This is a genomic window from Streptomyces shenzhenensis, from assembly GCF_021462265.1.
Classification (GTDB): Bacteria; Actinomycetota; Actinomycetes; order Streptomycetales; family Streptomycetaceae; genus Streptomyces; species Streptomyces shenzhenensis.
The window spans coordinates 142894-157446 of the sequence record NZ_JAJONF010000002.1 but is presented as its reverse complement, the minus strand read 5'-3'; the positions used below and the strand labels follow the sequence as shown (position 1 = coordinate 157446).

The following is a 14553-nucleotide window of genomic DNA, read 5'->3' as shown; positions in this document are numbered from 1 at the left end:
GAAGCTCGACATTGCTGTCTGCATCGTGAGGGGAAAGAGCCGCAAAGTCCGGCAAATAAGGGTTTTTTACTCACCGCGCGTCGCGCGAGTCGGCACCCCGCGACGGGGTCGCGCATGAGTCGGCCGCACCGGGTCGGGGGCTGGTCCTAGGAGACCAGCTGCCCCTTCCCGAGGGCGATGACCCCGCCCTTGGAGACGGTGTACAGCTCCGCGTCCCGGTCCGGGTTGACGCCTATCGTCGCGCCCGGCGGGACCTCCACGTTCTTGTCCAGGACCGCACCGCGCACCACCGCGCCCCGGCCCACGACGACGTTGTCGTGCAGCACCGACCCCTGGACCACCGCGCCCGGGTCGACACGCACGCCCGGGGACAGCACCGACCGGGTGACCTGGCCGCGGATCAGGCAGCCCGCGCTGATGATGGACTCGCTCGCCATGCCGCCGGCGTTGAAGCGGGCCGGGGAGAGCTGGTACGAGTGCGTGTAGATGGGCCAGCTGCGGTTGAACAGGTTGAACGCGGGCCGCTCGGCGATCAGGTCCATGTGGGCGTCGTAGTAGGCGTCGAGGGTTCCGACGTCCCGCCAGTAGCCGCGGTCGCGGCTGGTCTCACCGGGTACGTGGTTGGCGGCGAAGTCGTAGAGCTGGGCCTCGCCGCGGGCGGTGAGCTGGGGCAGGATCGAGCCGCCCATGTCGTGCACCGAGTCGTCGTCCTCGGCGTCCCGGTGCAGGGCCTCCACCAGGGCCTTGGTGGTGAAGATGTAGTTGCCCATGGAGGCGAAGACGCAGTCCGGGTCGTCCGGCAGGCCCGGCGGGTCGGCGGGCTTCTCCAGGAAGGTCTCTATGGTCTGCCCGTCCGAGCCCGGGGTGATCACACCGAAGGCCGAGGACTCCACGCGCGGGACGCGGATGCCCGCGACGGTGACGCCGGCGCCGCCCTCGATGTGCTGCTGGAGCATCTGCCGCGGGTCCATGCGGTAGACGTGGTCGGCGCCGAACACCGCGACGTACTCGGGCTGTTCGTCGTGGACGAGGTTCAGGGACTGCAGGAGGGCGTCGGCGCTGCCCAGGTACCAGCGCGGGCCGAGCCGCTGCTGGGCCGGGACCGGGGTGACGTAGTTGCCGAGCAGACTGGACATCCGCCAGGTGGTGGTGATGTGCCGGTCCAGCGAGTGCGACTTGTACTGCGTCAGCACGCAGATGCGCAGCACGTCCGCGTTGACGAGGTTGGACAGCACGAAGTCGACCAGGCGGTAGGTACCGCCGAAGGTCACCGCTGGTTTCGCGCGGTCCGCGGTCAGCGGCATCAGGCGTTTGCCTTCCCCGCCCGCCAGCACGATCCCGAGTACCGAAGGCCCACCACGACGCATGGCCGCTCCCCTCACCCTGGTGCTCCATGCCTGCCCTGGGAGCACACGCGCTAAGCCTGCACCCGGATCACGTCGAACAGGCGGCCTGTTCGTTACGCCTGTTTGAGAATCTCCTCGTAGAGCCGGACCGTGCGCCGGGCCACCGCGTCCCAGCCGAACTCCCGCACGGCGCGCTCCCGTCCGGCCTCGCCCATCCGGCGGGCCGTCTCCCGGTCGCTGACGACCGCGTCCAGCGCCCGCGCCAGGCCCTCCTCGAAGTCGTCGTCCAGGTCGACCAGCAGACCCGTCGTGCCGTCCTCGACGACCTCCGGGATACCGCCCACCCGGGACGCCACCACGGGCGTGCCGCAGGCCATCGCCTCCAGGTTGACGATGCCGAGCGGCTCGTAGACCGACGGGCAGGCGAACACGGCGGCGTGGGTGAGGAGTTGGATGACGTCGGCACGCGGCAGCATCTGCGGGATCCAGTGCACGCCGGCCCGGACCCGGCTCAGTTCCGCGAACAGCTCGCGGAACTCCCGGTCGATCTCCGCGGTGTCGGGCGCCCCCGCACACAGCACGACCTGCGCCGCCGGGTCGATGTCCCGCACCGCGCGCAGCAGATGCGGCACGCCCTTCTGGCGGGTGATCCGGCCGACGAACAGCACGTAGGGGCGGTCCGGGTCGATGCCGATCCGGGCGAGGACGTCGGTGGCGTGGTCCGGGCGGTAGAGAGTGGTGTCGATGCCGTTGTGCACGACGTGGACGTTGGCCGGATCCAGGGCGGGATAGCAGTCGAGGATGTCCGCGCGCATCGCGCCGGACACCGCGATCACGCCGTCGGCGGCCTCGATCGCGCTGCGCTCGGCCCAGCTCGACAGGGCGTAGCCGCCGCCGAGTTGCTCGGCCTTCCAGGGCCGCAGCGGCTCCAGCGAGTGGGCGGTCACCACGTGCGGGACGCCGTACAGCAGCTTGGCCACATGGCCGGCGAGGTTGGCGTACCAGGTGTGGGAGTGGACGAGTTCGCGGCCTTCGAGGCCCGCGGCCATGGCCAGGTCCACGGAGAAGGTGCGCAGCGCGTCGTTGGCGGTGTCCAGGGCGGACCAGGGGCGGTGCCGGACGACGCCGACCCCGCGGCCCTCGCCCCAGCAGTGCACCTCCAGGTCGACCAGGGGCCGCAACTCACGGGCGAGGAACTCCACGTGAACACCCGCGCCGCCGTACACGTCCGGGGGGTACTCCCGGGTCAGCAGTCCGACTCGCACCCGCAACCCCTCGCTCTCCACGGCCGGTTGTTCCATGGTCACCCAGATGCGACGCGCGGGGAAGAGCGCGGCGGTTGTGTGAAACAACAGTCACCGCAGACCCCGCCGCCCGGTACCCGGTAGTAGAGACAGCAACTCCGGCGCCGGAGGGCCAGGCCGGTCCGGGTGCCCGTCGCGCTCAGCAGGGGGTGCGTGAAGAGGGCGTCGGTGAGAGCGCGGGTCCGGGCGGCCGCCTGCGCGTGGTCGTTCGCGCGCGCCCAGCGGTCGAGTTCCCGGGCGGCACCGGCCAGCGCGGAGCCGGCGTTGCCCCACAGCAGGCCGGGAGCGATGCCGTAGCGGTCCCGCAGCGCCTCCCCGAGGGGTTCGAGATGGCCGTGGACGACCGTGCGCACGACGGTGTCGGCGAGCGCGGCCGGGCCGGCACCGCCGGGCTGCGCGCGCACCTCGGTGAGCCAGAGGTCGTCGGGGGCGGCGGCGCCGGGGTCCCAGCGGAGCAGGGCCGGGTCGAGGTCGGGGAGGCGGCCGTAGCGGACGGCGCAGCCGAGGCCGACGGACCAGAGCCGGGCGGCGAGTCCCTGGTGGGCGATGGAGGCGGCGACCCGGGGTTCGTCGGTGCGCAGACGCCTCGAAACATCGTCGACCCGGTAAGTCAGGGAATTCAGGCGAACATCCGATGTGGGTCTTTCGTAGCTCTTTGCCAGAGTCGCGAGTTCACCGGTCCGCGCCGCCTCGGGACCTCCTGCCGTCGACCTGAGCGTCCGCAGGACGAAGAAGCCGCCGAGCTGGCGAAGCGCGGCGAAATCGGGGTCCAGGTCCGTGAAAAGGTCCACGAACAGCAGTAGTACCAGGCCTCCCGAAATCCCGTGCGCACGCCCTCTCCACCCCGCGGCCCCCACCCTGGGGATGATCGGGATCCCGTCGTACTCCATCGGTAGTACGACCCATTGGGTGCTCAGGTACGACGACGGGAAGCATACGGGCCCGGCAGAGTGTTGCTCATGGAAGCCGACCGATCACCGCGCGGGGCCAGGCGGCACCGCCAGACGCAGAGGAGCCGAGTATGAGCGCCCTCGCGTTGTCCGTGCTGCTTTCCTTCGTCTCCGCTGTCGCCTACGCCGGCGGAGCGATCGTGCAGGAGCAGGTGGCGGTCTCCTCCCCCGACGAGCAGTACGCGCCGCTGCGCCGCCCGAGCTGGTGGGGGGCGATGGCGCTGAACGGCCTCGGCGGCCTGCTGCACGTGGTGGCACTGGCCTACGGCCCGCTGAGCCTCGTGCAGCCGCTGGGCGCGCTCACCATCGTGTTCGCTCTGCCCATGGCGGCCCTCTTCGTCGGCCGCCGGGCCGGGACGACCGCCTGGCGGGGCGCGATCATGGCGACCGTGGGTCTGGCCGGTCTGCTCTCCCTGGTCGGCTCCTCCGACTCGCACACCCTGGACTCCGCCGGGCGGATCGGGGTCGCGGTGGTCACCGGCGGCGCGGTCGTCGCCCTGATGATCGCGGGCCGGGCCGTGCACCGGCACCCGGCGGTGCGCAGTGTGCTGCTCGCCACCGCGTCCGGCATAGCCTTCGGCATGTCCTCGGTGTTCACCAAGGTCGTGGCGATCGACTGGGACGGCGGGATCGCCGCCGCCGACCTGCTCTGGCTGGCCGTGATCGGCGCCTATGCCGTCGCCGGCGTCCTGATCTCCCAGGCCGCCTACCGCGGCGGCGGCCTCGCCGCGCCGCTGGCGACGCTGACCGTGGTCAACCCGGTGCTGGCCGCCGCGGTCGGCATCACGATGTTCGGCGAGACGTTCCGCCACGGCGCGACGGGCACCCTGCTGGCGCTCGGCTGCGGTGTGGTGGCGGCGGGCGGTCTGATCCTGCTGACGACCGAGCGCATCGAGCGCACCCCGCACCCGGCGCTCCCCGTGCCCGAGCCGCTGGTCGAGGCGCTGGTGGAACTGGCCGAGGCGGAACTGGCCGAGGCCGGTGCGGCGGAGGTCCTTTCGGCGGGCGACGGCGACGCGCGCGCCGTGCCGGCCTCACTGGTCCAGATGCCCCAGCAGCGGACGGGGTCCGCGGCGCCCGCGCCGGAGGTGGCCGACGTGCTGCTGCCCGCCGCGGACTACGCGCACGGTGCGCTCCGGGACCGGCACCGTACCCGGGTCACATCCTGACGCCGCCGGCCCGGAGATAGGCGACCGGGTCGATGTCCGTGCCGAAACCGGGCCCCGTCCGCACCTCGAAGTGCAGATGCGGGCCCGTGGTGTTTCCGGTGGATCCCGAGCGGCCGATCCGCTGGCCCGTGGAGACGCTCTGCCCGGCCCGCACGGAGATCGCCGAGAGATGGCCGTACTGCGTGTAGCGGCCGTCCGCGTGCCGGATCACCACCTGGTAGCCGTAACTGCCGCCCCAGCCCGCCGTGACGACCTGCCCGGCCTCGACCGCCTTGACGGAGGTGCCGGTGGGCGCGAGGAAGTCGACGCCGGTGTGGTAGCCCTTCGACCAGTGCGAACCGGACGCGTGGTAGGGGGTGCCGATCGGGGCGTCGACCGGGGCGACGAGAGAGTGACCGGTGTGGGTGGCGGCCTTGGTCCGCGTCTCGGCCTTGGTCTTCGCCTTGGTCCTGGCCTCGGTCTTGGGGTGGGGCTCGGTCTTCGGGTGCGACTTGGTCTTCGGGTGGGACATGGTCTGGGCGGCCTGGGCCTTAAGGCTGAGCCGTTGCCCCGGCAGGATCAGGTCGGGGTCGGAGCCGACCGTCGTACGGTTGGCCGCGTACAGCCGGTGCCAGCCGCCGGCCACGTCGTGTTCCTCGGCGATCCCGGAGAGCGTGTCCCCGCGCACCACGGTGTACGTCTCGGCCCGGCCGGCCCGGGACTGCGGCGTGGTCTGCGGCTGTACATCCCGTACAGAGCTCTTCGCGGCGTTCGTCGCGGGACGGGTGGCCGCGCTCTCGGTGCGCACACCGGGGACGTCGCCACCGCGGGTGAGCCCGGCCCGCACCGAGCAGACCGGCCAGGCACCCGGCCCCTGGCCGTCGACGACCTTCTCGGCCACGGCTATCTGCTGGTCCCTGGTGGCGAGGTCGGCGCGCGGCGCGTACCGCGTGCCTCCGTAGGCCTCCCAGGTGGACTGGGTGAACTGGAGCCCGCCGTAGAAGCCGTTGCCGGTGTTGATGCCCCAGTCGCCGCTGGACTCGCAGGCGGCGACCTTGTCCCAGGTGGACACGGAGGCCGCGTCGGCGCTGCCGGCCGCGGCGAGCGGGAGCGCGAGGCCCGCGCCGCCCGCCGTGACGGTGAGCGAGGCGCGGTTGAGCCTGTTCGGCTGGTACCGGCGGTGCCGGCCGCGTTCGGCCATGTCTGAGTCCCCCTCGCCACGCGCGTCAGGAAGGCCAAAAGTAAGTGGCCCGAACAGGCCATGACAAGACGGCAATCGGCCTCCTCCCGTCTCTCGGGCACGGCCGCCCCGGCCCGAAGGGGTGCGGGACGCAGGCGGGTTGAGGTGCCGTCAGTCCCGCCGGTCCCGCGGCGTCCCCGGAAAGCGTTTCGCGAGGTTACTGAGGCGTCGGGGCCGTGTCGCCCGTATCTGCAAGTGCGGCCGGTCGGACGCCGGGTCAGGATGGCCTTTGGGCAATACTTGCGGGCATGAGCGGCAGCAGCATCCCTTGCACGTGCTACGGGATCGACTTGATTCTTGAGGAGCAGGCGGTATGAGCACTTCGGCGCAGATCGGCGTCACGGGTCTCGCGGTCATGGGCCGCAACCTCGCCCGGAACTTCGCGCGCAACGGCTACACGGTGGCGTTGCACAACCGCACGGTGTCGAAGACACGTGAGTTGGTGGAGAACTTCGGGGACGAGGGCGACTTCATCGCGGCCGAGACCGCCAAGGAGTTCGTGGCGGCGCTGGAGCGGCCGCGCCGGCTGGTCATCATGGTCAAGGCGGGCGGTCCGACGGACGCGGTGATCGAGGAGTTCGCACCGCTCCTGGAGCCGGGCGACATGATCATCGACGGCGGCAACGCGCACTTCGCGGACACCCGGCGCCGCGAGAAGGCGCTGCGCGAGCAGGGCATCCACTTCGTGGGCATGGGTGTGTCCGGTGGTGAGGAGGGTGCGCTGCACGGGCCGAGCATCATGCCGGGCGGGCCGAAGGAGTCGTACGACTCGCTGGGCCCGATGCTGGAGAAGATCTCGGCGAAGGCGGCTGACGGCGCGCCCTGTGTGACGCATGTCGGTCCCGACGGGGCCGGGCACTTCGTGAAGATGGTGCACAACGGCATCGAGTACGCCGACATGCAGCTGATCGGCGAGGCGTACCAGTTGCTGCGTGATGTCGCCGGGTACTCCCCCGCGCAGATCGCGGACATCTTCCGTACCTGGAACACCGGCCGGCTCGACTCGTACCTGATCGAGATCACGGCGGAGGTGCTGGCGCACGTGGACGCGGCGAGCGGCAAGCCGTTCGTGGACGTGGTGGTGGACCAGGCGGAGCAGAAGGGGACCGGCCGCTGGACGGTCCAGATCGCGCTCGACCTGGGCGTGCCGGTGTCGGGCATCGCCGAGGCGGTGTTCGCGCGGTCCCTGTCGGGTCACGCCGGCCTGCGGGCCGCCTCCCGGGACCTGGCCGGTCCGAAGCCGGCGGCGCTCTCCGGGGCGGAGGCGGCGGCCTTCGCGGACCGGGTGGAGCAGGCGCTGTACGCGTCGAAGATCGTGTCCTACACGCAGGGCTTCCACGAGATCCAGGCGGGCAGCGAGGAGTACGACTGGAACATCGACCTCGGGGCGGTGTCCGCCATCTGGCGGGGTGGCTGCATCATCCGGGCGGCGTTCCTGGACCGGATCCGGGCCGCGTACGACGCGCGGGCGGACCTGCCGAGTCTGCTGTCGGACGAGACGTTCGCACGGGAGATCGCCGAGGCTCAGGACGACTGGCGTGAGGTGATCATCGCGGCGACGCGGGAGGGGGTGGCGGTGCCCGGGTTCTCGGCGGCGCTGGCGTACTACGACGCGCTGCGGGCGGAGCGGTTGCCTGCGGCGCTCACGCAGGGGCAGCGGGACTTCTTCGGGGCGCACACGTATCGGAGGGTGGACCGGGAGGGGACGTTCCACACGCTGTGGGGCGGGGACCGCTCGGAGGTCACGGCGTAGGGCCGGCCGTTGAGGGTGCGGGTGGGCTGCGGTTTCGCGCAGTTCCCCGCGCCCCTGGGGTGGGCGGGCCTTCGCGGTCGGGTGCGGGCACGTCGTGGGTTTTCGCGCAGTTCCCCGCGCCCCTGGGGTGGGCGGGCCTTCGCGGTCGGGTGCGGGCACGTCGTGGGTTTTCGCGCAGTTCCCCGCGCCCCCGAAAGGGCGCACCTCCGCCGTCCGGCGCGGGCACGTCGCGGGCTTTCGCGCAGTTCCCCGCGCCCCCGAAAGGGCGCACCTCCGCCGTCCAGCACAGGCACGTCGCGGGCTTTCGCGCAGTTCCCCGCGCCCCTGGGGTGGGCTCGCCATCGCGGTCCGGCGCGGGCACGTCGTGGGCTTTCGCGCAGTTCCCCGCGCCCCTGGGGGTGTGGTCGCTTGTGGGTCAGGTGAGGGGTGGGCCTGGTTGGGGGGTGGGGGTGGGTTCTGGGTCTGGGATGGGGGGTGGAGGGGTGGGAGTGGGGGGCGGGAGTGGTGGGGTCGGTTCGGGGGCGGGGGGTGGTTCGGGGGTGGGGACCGGGGAGGGGTAGGGGTCCGGAGGGTGGGGGGTGGGGGGTGTGGGGTCTGGGTGGGGCGTGGTCATGGTGTCCTCCGGCCAGTGGCTCGATGTCACCTCTGGGTCTACAGGGTCACCTACCCGACCGTCGCTCGCGCACTCCCCGTGCGGACCGCCGCCGCGGCCGCCGCCAGGCCCGGGCGTGGGCTGGACAGGATCGGGAGTGCGGTGGTCGTGATGCGCGCGGCCGGGGTCATGGAGGCCTGGGCCAGGAGGATCACGTCGGCGTCGGTCACGGCGTCCGCCGTGGCCGCCACCAGGCGGGCGCAGCCTTCGACGTCGCCGGCCTCGAAGCGGGTCCAGGCCTCCGGCACGACCTGGGCGCGGGCATGGATCGGGCGGGCCGCTCGGCGGGCCTCGTCGTCGAGCAGGGCCAGGGTGGGGGTCAGGGTGCTCTCGACGGTCGCCAGGACGGCGATACGCGGGCCCGCCGCCACCGCGGCCGCGGCCATCGGGCGGTCGCCGCGGATGACCGGTACGCCCACCTCGTCGGCGGCCCGCTCCGCCACCTCGCCGATCGTCGAGCAGGTGCAGAGCACGGCCTGGACGCCGTTTTCCGCTGCGTGATGGAGGGCCGCGGTGACGTCTTGGGCGACGGCGTCGGGGCCCTCCCCGCGGGCCCGGGACAGGAGGTCCGGGGCCACGAAGTGGCGTAGCTCCAGGCCCGGGTGGTGCTCGTCGCGCAGGGCGTCGAAGACCGGGACGTGGAGGGGGGAGGTGTGCAGGAGGGCGAGCACGGCTCAGAAGCGGCCGGGGTGGGCGACCAGCCATTCCTTCGCCGCGCGCAGCAGCTCGGGGTCCGGCGTCGGTGCCACGTCGGGGTGCCGCTCGGCCCACCTGACGACGTACGGGCAGAGCGGGGCCACCGGGGTCTTCTCACGCTCGGAGATCGCGTACAGCTCGCGGGCGAGGGAGCCCGCGATGCCCTTCCCCTCGTGCTCGGGTTCCACGATGGTGTGGACCGGCACCAGGGCCCGGGAGGGCGACTCCAGGACGAAGTACTCGATGTGGCCGACGACCTCGTCGCCGGCGACCGCCTCGAGACGGCCGGCCGCCCGGTCGTCTCGGATCTCGATGTCGCTCATGTCGCCCTCCTGGTCCGCCGGTCAGGCCGACACGGCCTGCGGGCTGCGTTCCTGGTCCGAGCCCGGTACCGGCTCGGACGGGTCGGCACCGAGAGCCACGATCCGGTTGCCGTGGTCGACGTGCACGACCCGCGGCCGAAGAGTACGCGCCTCGGCGTCGGTGACCTGAGCGTAGCTGATGATGATCACAAGGTCGCCGGGATGGACGAGATGCGCGGCCGCCCCGTTGATCCCCACGACACCGGAGCCCCGCTCGCCCTCGATGACGTACGTCTCCAGCCGGGCGCCGTTGGTGATGTCGACGATGTGGACCAGCTCGCCGGGGAGCAGGTCGGCGGCGTCGAGGAGGTCGGCGTCGATGGTCACCGATCCCACGTAGTGCAGGTCGGCCTGGGTGACGGTGGCGCGATGGATCTTGGACTTGAACATGGTGCGCAGCACTTGAACTCCTCGAAGACGGCTCCCCGCCGGCTTTCTGCAGGTCGGAGGCGTCGTTCACTGTACATCGGCATGCGTTCGACTCGAAGACTTTCCTGGACATCGCGCGCTGCGCGAGCAGGCTTCTCACCTGCGCGATTTGCGCGGGACAAGGTGTCGCGAAGCCGTCGGTCAAGAGCATGTACGGCGCACGGCGGGCCAGCCCGCGCTGAGGACCGACGGTGCGGCCGTCGGGCCGGCCGGACCTGCGCGCCGACGGCCACCGGATACGGGAAGAGGGGATGTCGCCGGTTGCCGCCGTTGGTGCGGCACCACAGCGACATACTGGGCCGCTGCTCCTCGCCCTGAGGTCCGACCTGCCCAGGACGTGAGCGGACAGACCTGGCGCATTGTCAGGACGGGCTCCTGCTGCAGTCGACGGGGCGGGCACCAGCAGCCGGTGGGCGTCGGGGGAGCCGCCGGGCATGATGCCGGGGCCCTTCAGGGCGCCTTCCTCGCCGCCGGAGATGCCGGCGCCCAGGAAGTGGATGCCGCGCTCGCGCAGGGCGGCTTCACGGCGCCGGGTGTCAGCGAAATGGGCGTTGCCGCCGTCGACGATGACATCGCCAGGATCGAGCAGCGGCGCGTACTCGGCGATCATGTCGCCGGTGGGCCGGCCTGCACCGTGACGATCGGACGCCGCGGCCGCTGCAGCGCGGCGACCAGTGCCTTCGCGGAATCCGCCGCGACGGCGGAGCCCTCGTGACCGAACTGGGCGCCGCGGTGGCAGAGTGGTCCCGGCGGGATGAGGGGCGATGTCCACAGGTCTCCCCAGGCACGGACCCCTGGAACCCTGTGTGGCCGCGGTCGGCCCGGCACATGCCACCGCCGCGGAGTACGACTCCGCGCGGCAGGTCGGGGCGCATCCGGCACCGTCGGCGTCACCGGTGACGTGACGCCCGGTGCCCGAGCCTGACCGCGCCAACGCGGCGGCGGTCAGGCTCCGATCAATGACGTCCAGGTTTCCGCGGTGCGGAAGCCGAAACTCTCGAAGAGGCCGACTGCTTCATCGGTCGCGTGCAGGTAGGCCGTGTGCGCGCCGGCGGTCCGCCCGTCCGCCAAGATCTTTTCGACCATGACCCGGGCGTGACCCTTTCTGCGGTGCTGCGGCGTCGTGGCGACGTTGATGACGCCGAGGTGGTCCTCGACGACGACCCCCAGGCCCGCGGCTACGGCGACCCCGTCCGCCTCGGCCACGTAGGCGTTGATCCCCTGCGCGTCCAGAACAGCCGGTGTGTACAGGCTCGAAATGATCACCGGAGGGGCACCGAACCCCGCGGCCAGCACCTCGGCGAAGGCGTTGTACTCGTGACCGCCGAGGGCACGCACCCGTACCTGCTCGCCCTCCCGGGCGCGCACGGACGCGTCCTTCAGTGGCATCACCATGAAGGGCTGCTCGGACTTGCCGGTCAGGCCGTACTCACCGGCCCTGCGCGTGATCGCGTCGTCCGGGCCGCCGCGAAGGCGGATGCTCCAGGGGAATCCGTCTCGGCCCGCCTCCTCGGCGGCCACGGCAGCAAGGTCCGCGATCTTCCCCGCGTCGGGTTCCCTCGCCGTGCTCATCACCACGTTCAGAGCGGGTATCTGCGAACGAGTGAGGGCGAGGAGAGTGCCTTCGGGGCCGCTGCGGCCGGTGGCGCCGGGAACGACGCTCACCAGCCTCTCCATCGCCGATCCGAAAGCGTGCGCGGCCGCATCCGCCCGGGAACCGAGAGACTTGGGATCCATGTGAACTCCACTTGCGAGGTGCTTAGACACCGGCAGGACGCCGGACGGGGAGAGAAGCGATCGTGAGGCGAAGTGCGCGCCTGATGGGCACAGCTCCAGGAGACGTCCCTGATCACGCGGACCGCCAGTTAGATGTTAACCAAAATCTATTGCGCTCGGCAAACCGCACGTCCGCGAGGCAGCGGCAGAAGTGGCGGTGAACCACCCGGGGCCCGGGCCTGCAGCCTGGTCGGCAGCACCGGCCGGACAGCATGCCACTGCCAACGCCGAAAGAGTCCGCGGACGGCCTGCCACGGCCCGTACTCCTGTGGCACGTCACGCCACTGAGCTCCGGTCCGTACCCGCCACCGGATTCCGTCGATCAATCGCCGCCGGCCGACCGCCGGCCTGCCCCGCATTGCCGCCGGCAGCAACGGCTCCAGCACCGCCCACTGCTCGTCAGAAAGGTCTCCTCGCCCCACGCCGAGATCATCGTGGCGCGGAACGGCACACCGAGCCCACTTTCAAAACACTGCCGAGAAACGGCCGTTGGACGCGGCGCCGCCGCACGAGCCGGGTTCACGGATCGTCAGCGCGAAGTCTGTGCACGGCCGTCTCCTCCGTTGTCCGACAGCGGGCCGCCGCTCCGGTTCCTCAGTCCGCACAGGGGCAGGTCGCACTGAACGGGGAAGGTGAAGAGGCGGTACTGCGAAACCTCGACGAAACCGAATCGCCGGTACAGCGGCTCGCCGGCCGGGCTCGCGGCGAGTGCTGCCAGCCGCATTCCACGGTCCTGTCCCACGCGGAGCGCCGCCGCGGTCAACGCTGTGCCGATGCCGAGTCGGCGATGCGTCTCAGCCACATGGACAATGAAGATCCCGGCCACGTCGTGGGCCGCGATCACCACGGTCGTCCCGACGACGCGGCCCTCGAGAACCGCCGCCAGGCGGACGATGTCCGCGTTGTCCCGACGTTGTGACTCGATGCGCACGATGTCGGACTCGATGTCCGCAGCGACGCCCATCGAGGCGCTGTAGGTGCGGACCAGTTCCCGCAAGCGGTGGTCACCGCTCACCGCTTCGATCCGCAGGCCGGGCGACGATTCCGTCGGATCCATCGCCTGGTCGAGCGGTCTGACCATCACCGGGATCGTGGTGAATTCCTGGGCTCCGTGCTCGGCGAGGGCCGACGACGTGCCCGCGGGGCTGTCCGGGCCGACCCACCACCACCAGGGCACTCCGGCGAGCCGCTCTCGTGCGGTGGCAGTGATCTGCTCGACCTCTTCCAAGGAGCGCACCCTCACCACCCCGTTGAACTGCGGCTGCGCCAGCCCGCTGCGGAACCAGTCGATGTCACTGTCACCGGCGTCCACCACGCCCCATCCGGTCAAGTACTGCCGGAAGTTTGCGGTCACGTCAGCCATGATCCCGGGATGCCGCAGGTCGTGCGGTACGCGCCTGCCCGGCAACGCGCCCGCCGCAGACGGTTCGCCGGCTCCGCTGGATACGTCGGTCATGGGTGTTACCTCTGTCTGAAAGCCTCGGACCTGGGGCGGTCCGAGAAGGTGTCTCGCGGCTGTCGGGCCGGCTTCACACGCACGTTTTTCCGACCGTGCGACGCAGCCGTTGGGTCCTTGTCTCCGCGCACGGCCGTTGCCTGCGGCCGTCGACCGCGCCGGCTCTTGCGGTCTCAGGACACCACGATGCGGAAGTCCGAGACGGGGCGGTATCCGATGCGCTGGTAGACGCTGTTGCTCGCCGGGTTGGCGAGGTCGGTGAAGAGGAGCACGTGCTCCGCACCGGCGTCACGCGCCGCTTGGGAAACCGCTGCGGTGACGGCGGAGCCGTAGCCCCGGCCGCGTTGTTCCGGCAGCGTGTAGACGGGGGTGAGGCGAGCCGTGCCGGCCACCACCGACGTCATGGCGGCCGTGGCCACCGGTTCGTCCCCCACCGTCCACAACCGCCAGCCGCCCCGGCTCAGCCGCTCGTCGATGAATGCGTCGAGATCGGCTCCGAGCGAGCCGGCTTCGGTGACGAAACGGGTGCACCAGTCGTGGAGCAGAGCCCGGTCGTCGTCGGTGGCCGTCCGCGCTGCCCCCGGTGGTGCGAGGGCAGGGCGCACAAGCCCGTCGAGCCGATAGAGGCGCAGGTGCGGTCCGCTCTTCGGCTGGGAGCCGGTGGTCGTCTGCCACGCATCGGAGAAGGCACGGGCCGATGAGTCGTCGGCCACGAGCTGTGTGAACGGTTGGGTCCGGTCAGACAGGACGTCGGCCAGGTGTGTGGCCGCCTCCTGGGAAAGGCGGCTCGCTGCCAGCAGGTGCGGAGGCATCCACACGAACGCGGCCGTCGTCGCCGTCTCATCCGGTTCCCGCCACCAGCCCAGCACCGCGGGCGGGGCTTTCCCTTCGGACCGCAGTCGCTCAATCGTGTCCAGCCCGGACAGCAGCATGGTGTGCCAGTCGGGCCGGGCGGCGAGAAATGTCCCCGCCTCGGATCGAAACACCTCGGGCTCGTCCGTGGTGAACCAGGTCACGGGATTTTGCCTCCTGCTCGCCTGGGGCGCGGTAGGAATGCACCACGCCGCAGCGGTGGTTGGTGCCCCCAGCCGCAGCACGTCCGGCTGGGGGGCCTGTTCTTGCCTGCCTCAGCCGCGGAGGGCCGGGAAGGGGAGGGCGAATGCGAACCGCCGGCTCCAGGGTCCCGATCCCACGTCCGAGGGGTTGCGGATGCCCGGGCTTGTTCGTACTCCGGGCGACGGCGACGGCAATGCATTCGAACCTCATGGGTCAGGTGCTGCGTTGAACATGGACGTGCGGCCCATCATGGAGGCCCCGCCGCACAGCGTCCACGTGATAGATGTCATACATAATCTATATATCGGGACCGGATCGCCCTACCGCGAGAGACGGGGCCACCCCGACCCGCCGGCGGCACACTCAGGGTGGAGCGTCCAGGTCC

At 71.4% G+C, this 14553-nt stretch carries 13 protein-coding genes and 1 pseudogene; 2 read left to right on the top strand and 12 right to left on the bottom strand.

What is annotated here, in order from left to right:
• Window positions 1–146 precede the first annotated feature (146 nt).
• The 3 genes from glgC to LQ326_RS03225 form a co-directional block, all read right to left on the bottom strand.
• On the bottom strand, window positions 147–1367 hold the full coding sequence (gene glgC, locus LQ326_RS03235) for a glucose-1-phosphate adenylyltransferase (RefSeq protein WP_234532108.1): 1221 nt from the start codon (window positions 1365–1367) through the stop codon (window positions 147–149).
• A 92-nt stretch (window positions 1368–1459) separates the two neighbouring features.
• The gene (glgA, locus tag LQ326_RS03230) at window positions 1460–2611 is read right to left on the bottom strand and encodes a glycogen synthase (RefSeq protein WP_234532828.1); all 1152 of its coding nucleotides are present in this window, start codon (window positions 2609–2611) and stop codon (window positions 1460–1462) included.
• A 38-nt stretch (window positions 2612–2649) separates the two neighbouring features.
• On the bottom strand, window positions 2650–3459 hold the full coding sequence (locus tag LQ326_RS03225; RefSeq protein ID WP_234532826.1) for a (2Fe-2S)-binding protein: 810 nt from the start codon (window positions 3457–3459) through the stop codon (window positions 2650–2652).
• 212 nt (window positions 3460–3671) lie between these two features.
• Between LQ326_RS03225 and LQ326_RS03220 the strand changes: the two genes are divergently transcribed.
• Entirely contained in the window at window positions 3672–4769 is a 1098-nt protein-coding gene (locus tag LQ326_RS03220; RefSeq protein WP_234532107.1) for a DMT family transporter, read from the top strand.
• On the opposite strand, the gene LQ326_RS03215 is transcribed toward LQ326_RS03220, so the two are convergent.
• Entirely contained in the window at window positions 4759–5949 is a 1191-nt protein-coding gene (locus LQ326_RS03215; RefSeq protein ID WP_234532106.1) for a transglycosylase family protein, read from the bottom strand. The genes LQ326_RS03220 and LQ326_RS03215 overlap by 11 nt on opposite strands.
• A 352-nt stretch (window positions 5950–6301) precedes the next feature.
• Between LQ326_RS03215 and gnd the strand changes: the two genes are divergently transcribed.
• Window positions 6302–7741 carry an NADP-dependent phosphogluconate dehydrogenase gene (gene gnd / locus LQ326_RS03210; RefSeq protein ID WP_234532105.1) on the top strand — a complete coding sequence of 480 codons (1440 nt, stop codon included), beginning with the start codon at window positions 6302–6304 and terminating at the stop codon, window positions 7739–7741.
• 663 nt (window positions 7742–8404) lie between these two features.
• Here the strand turns inward: gnd and LQ326_RS03205 are convergent.
• The 8 genes and pseudogenes from LQ326_RS03205 to LQ326_RS03170 all read right to left on the bottom strand — a co-directional run bounded on the left by LQ326_RS03205 (window position 8405) and on the right by LQ326_RS03170 (window position 14128).
• Complete coding sequence (locus LQ326_RS03205) at window positions 8405–9064, bottom strand: aspartate/glutamate racemase family protein (protein WP_234532104.1); 660 nt, start codon at window positions 9062–9064, stop codon at window positions 8405–8407.
• A gap of 3 nt (window positions 9065–9067) precedes the next feature.
• Window positions 9068–9412 carry a GNAT family N-acetyltransferase gene (locus tag LQ326_RS03200; RefSeq protein WP_181805538.1) on the bottom strand — a complete coding sequence of 115 codons (345 nt, stop codon included), beginning with the start codon at window positions 9410–9412 and terminating at the stop codon, window positions 9068–9070.
• Between the two features lie 21 nt (window positions 9413–9433).
• Window positions 9434–9853 carry an aspartate 1-decarboxylase gene (gene panD, locus LQ326_RS03195; protein ID WP_234532103.1) on the bottom strand — a complete coding sequence of 140 codons (420 nt, stop codon included), beginning with the start codon at window positions 9851–9853 and terminating at the stop codon, window positions 9434–9436.
• Window positions 9854–10300: 447 nt separating this feature from the next.
• Window positions 10301–10603: pseudogene (locus LQ326_RS03190) on the bottom strand (NAD(P)-binding domain-containing protein); the annotation flags it as partial.
• A gap of 222 nt (window positions 10604–10825) precedes the next feature.
• Window positions 10826–11545 carry a GNAT family N-acetyltransferase gene (locus LQ326_RS48225; protein ID WP_234532102.1) on the bottom strand — a complete coding sequence of 240 codons (720 nt, stop codon included), beginning with the start codon at window positions 11543–11545 and terminating at the stop codon, window positions 10826–10828.
• Between the two features lie 218 nt (window positions 11546–11763).
• Window positions 11764–12078: a transposase gene (locus LQ326_RS48565; protein ID WP_372496716.1), complete on the bottom strand. Its 315-nt coding sequence runs from the start codon at window positions 12076–12078 to the stop codon at window positions 11764–11766.
• A 107-nt stretch (window positions 12079–12185) separates the two neighbouring features.
• Window positions 12186–13112 (bottom strand): GNAT family N-acetyltransferase, encoded by a 927-nt coding sequence (locus tag LQ326_RS03175; RefSeq protein WP_234532101.1) that lies wholly within the window; start codon window positions 13110–13112, stop codon window positions 12186–12188.
• A gap of 173 nt (window positions 13113–13285) precedes the next feature.
• A complete protein-coding gene (locus tag LQ326_RS03170; RefSeq protein WP_234532100.1) occupies window positions 13286–14128 on the bottom strand; it encodes a GNAT family N-acetyltransferase in 843 nt (280 codons plus the stop codon).
• Between the last annotated feature and the right edge of the window lie 425 nt (window positions 14129–14553).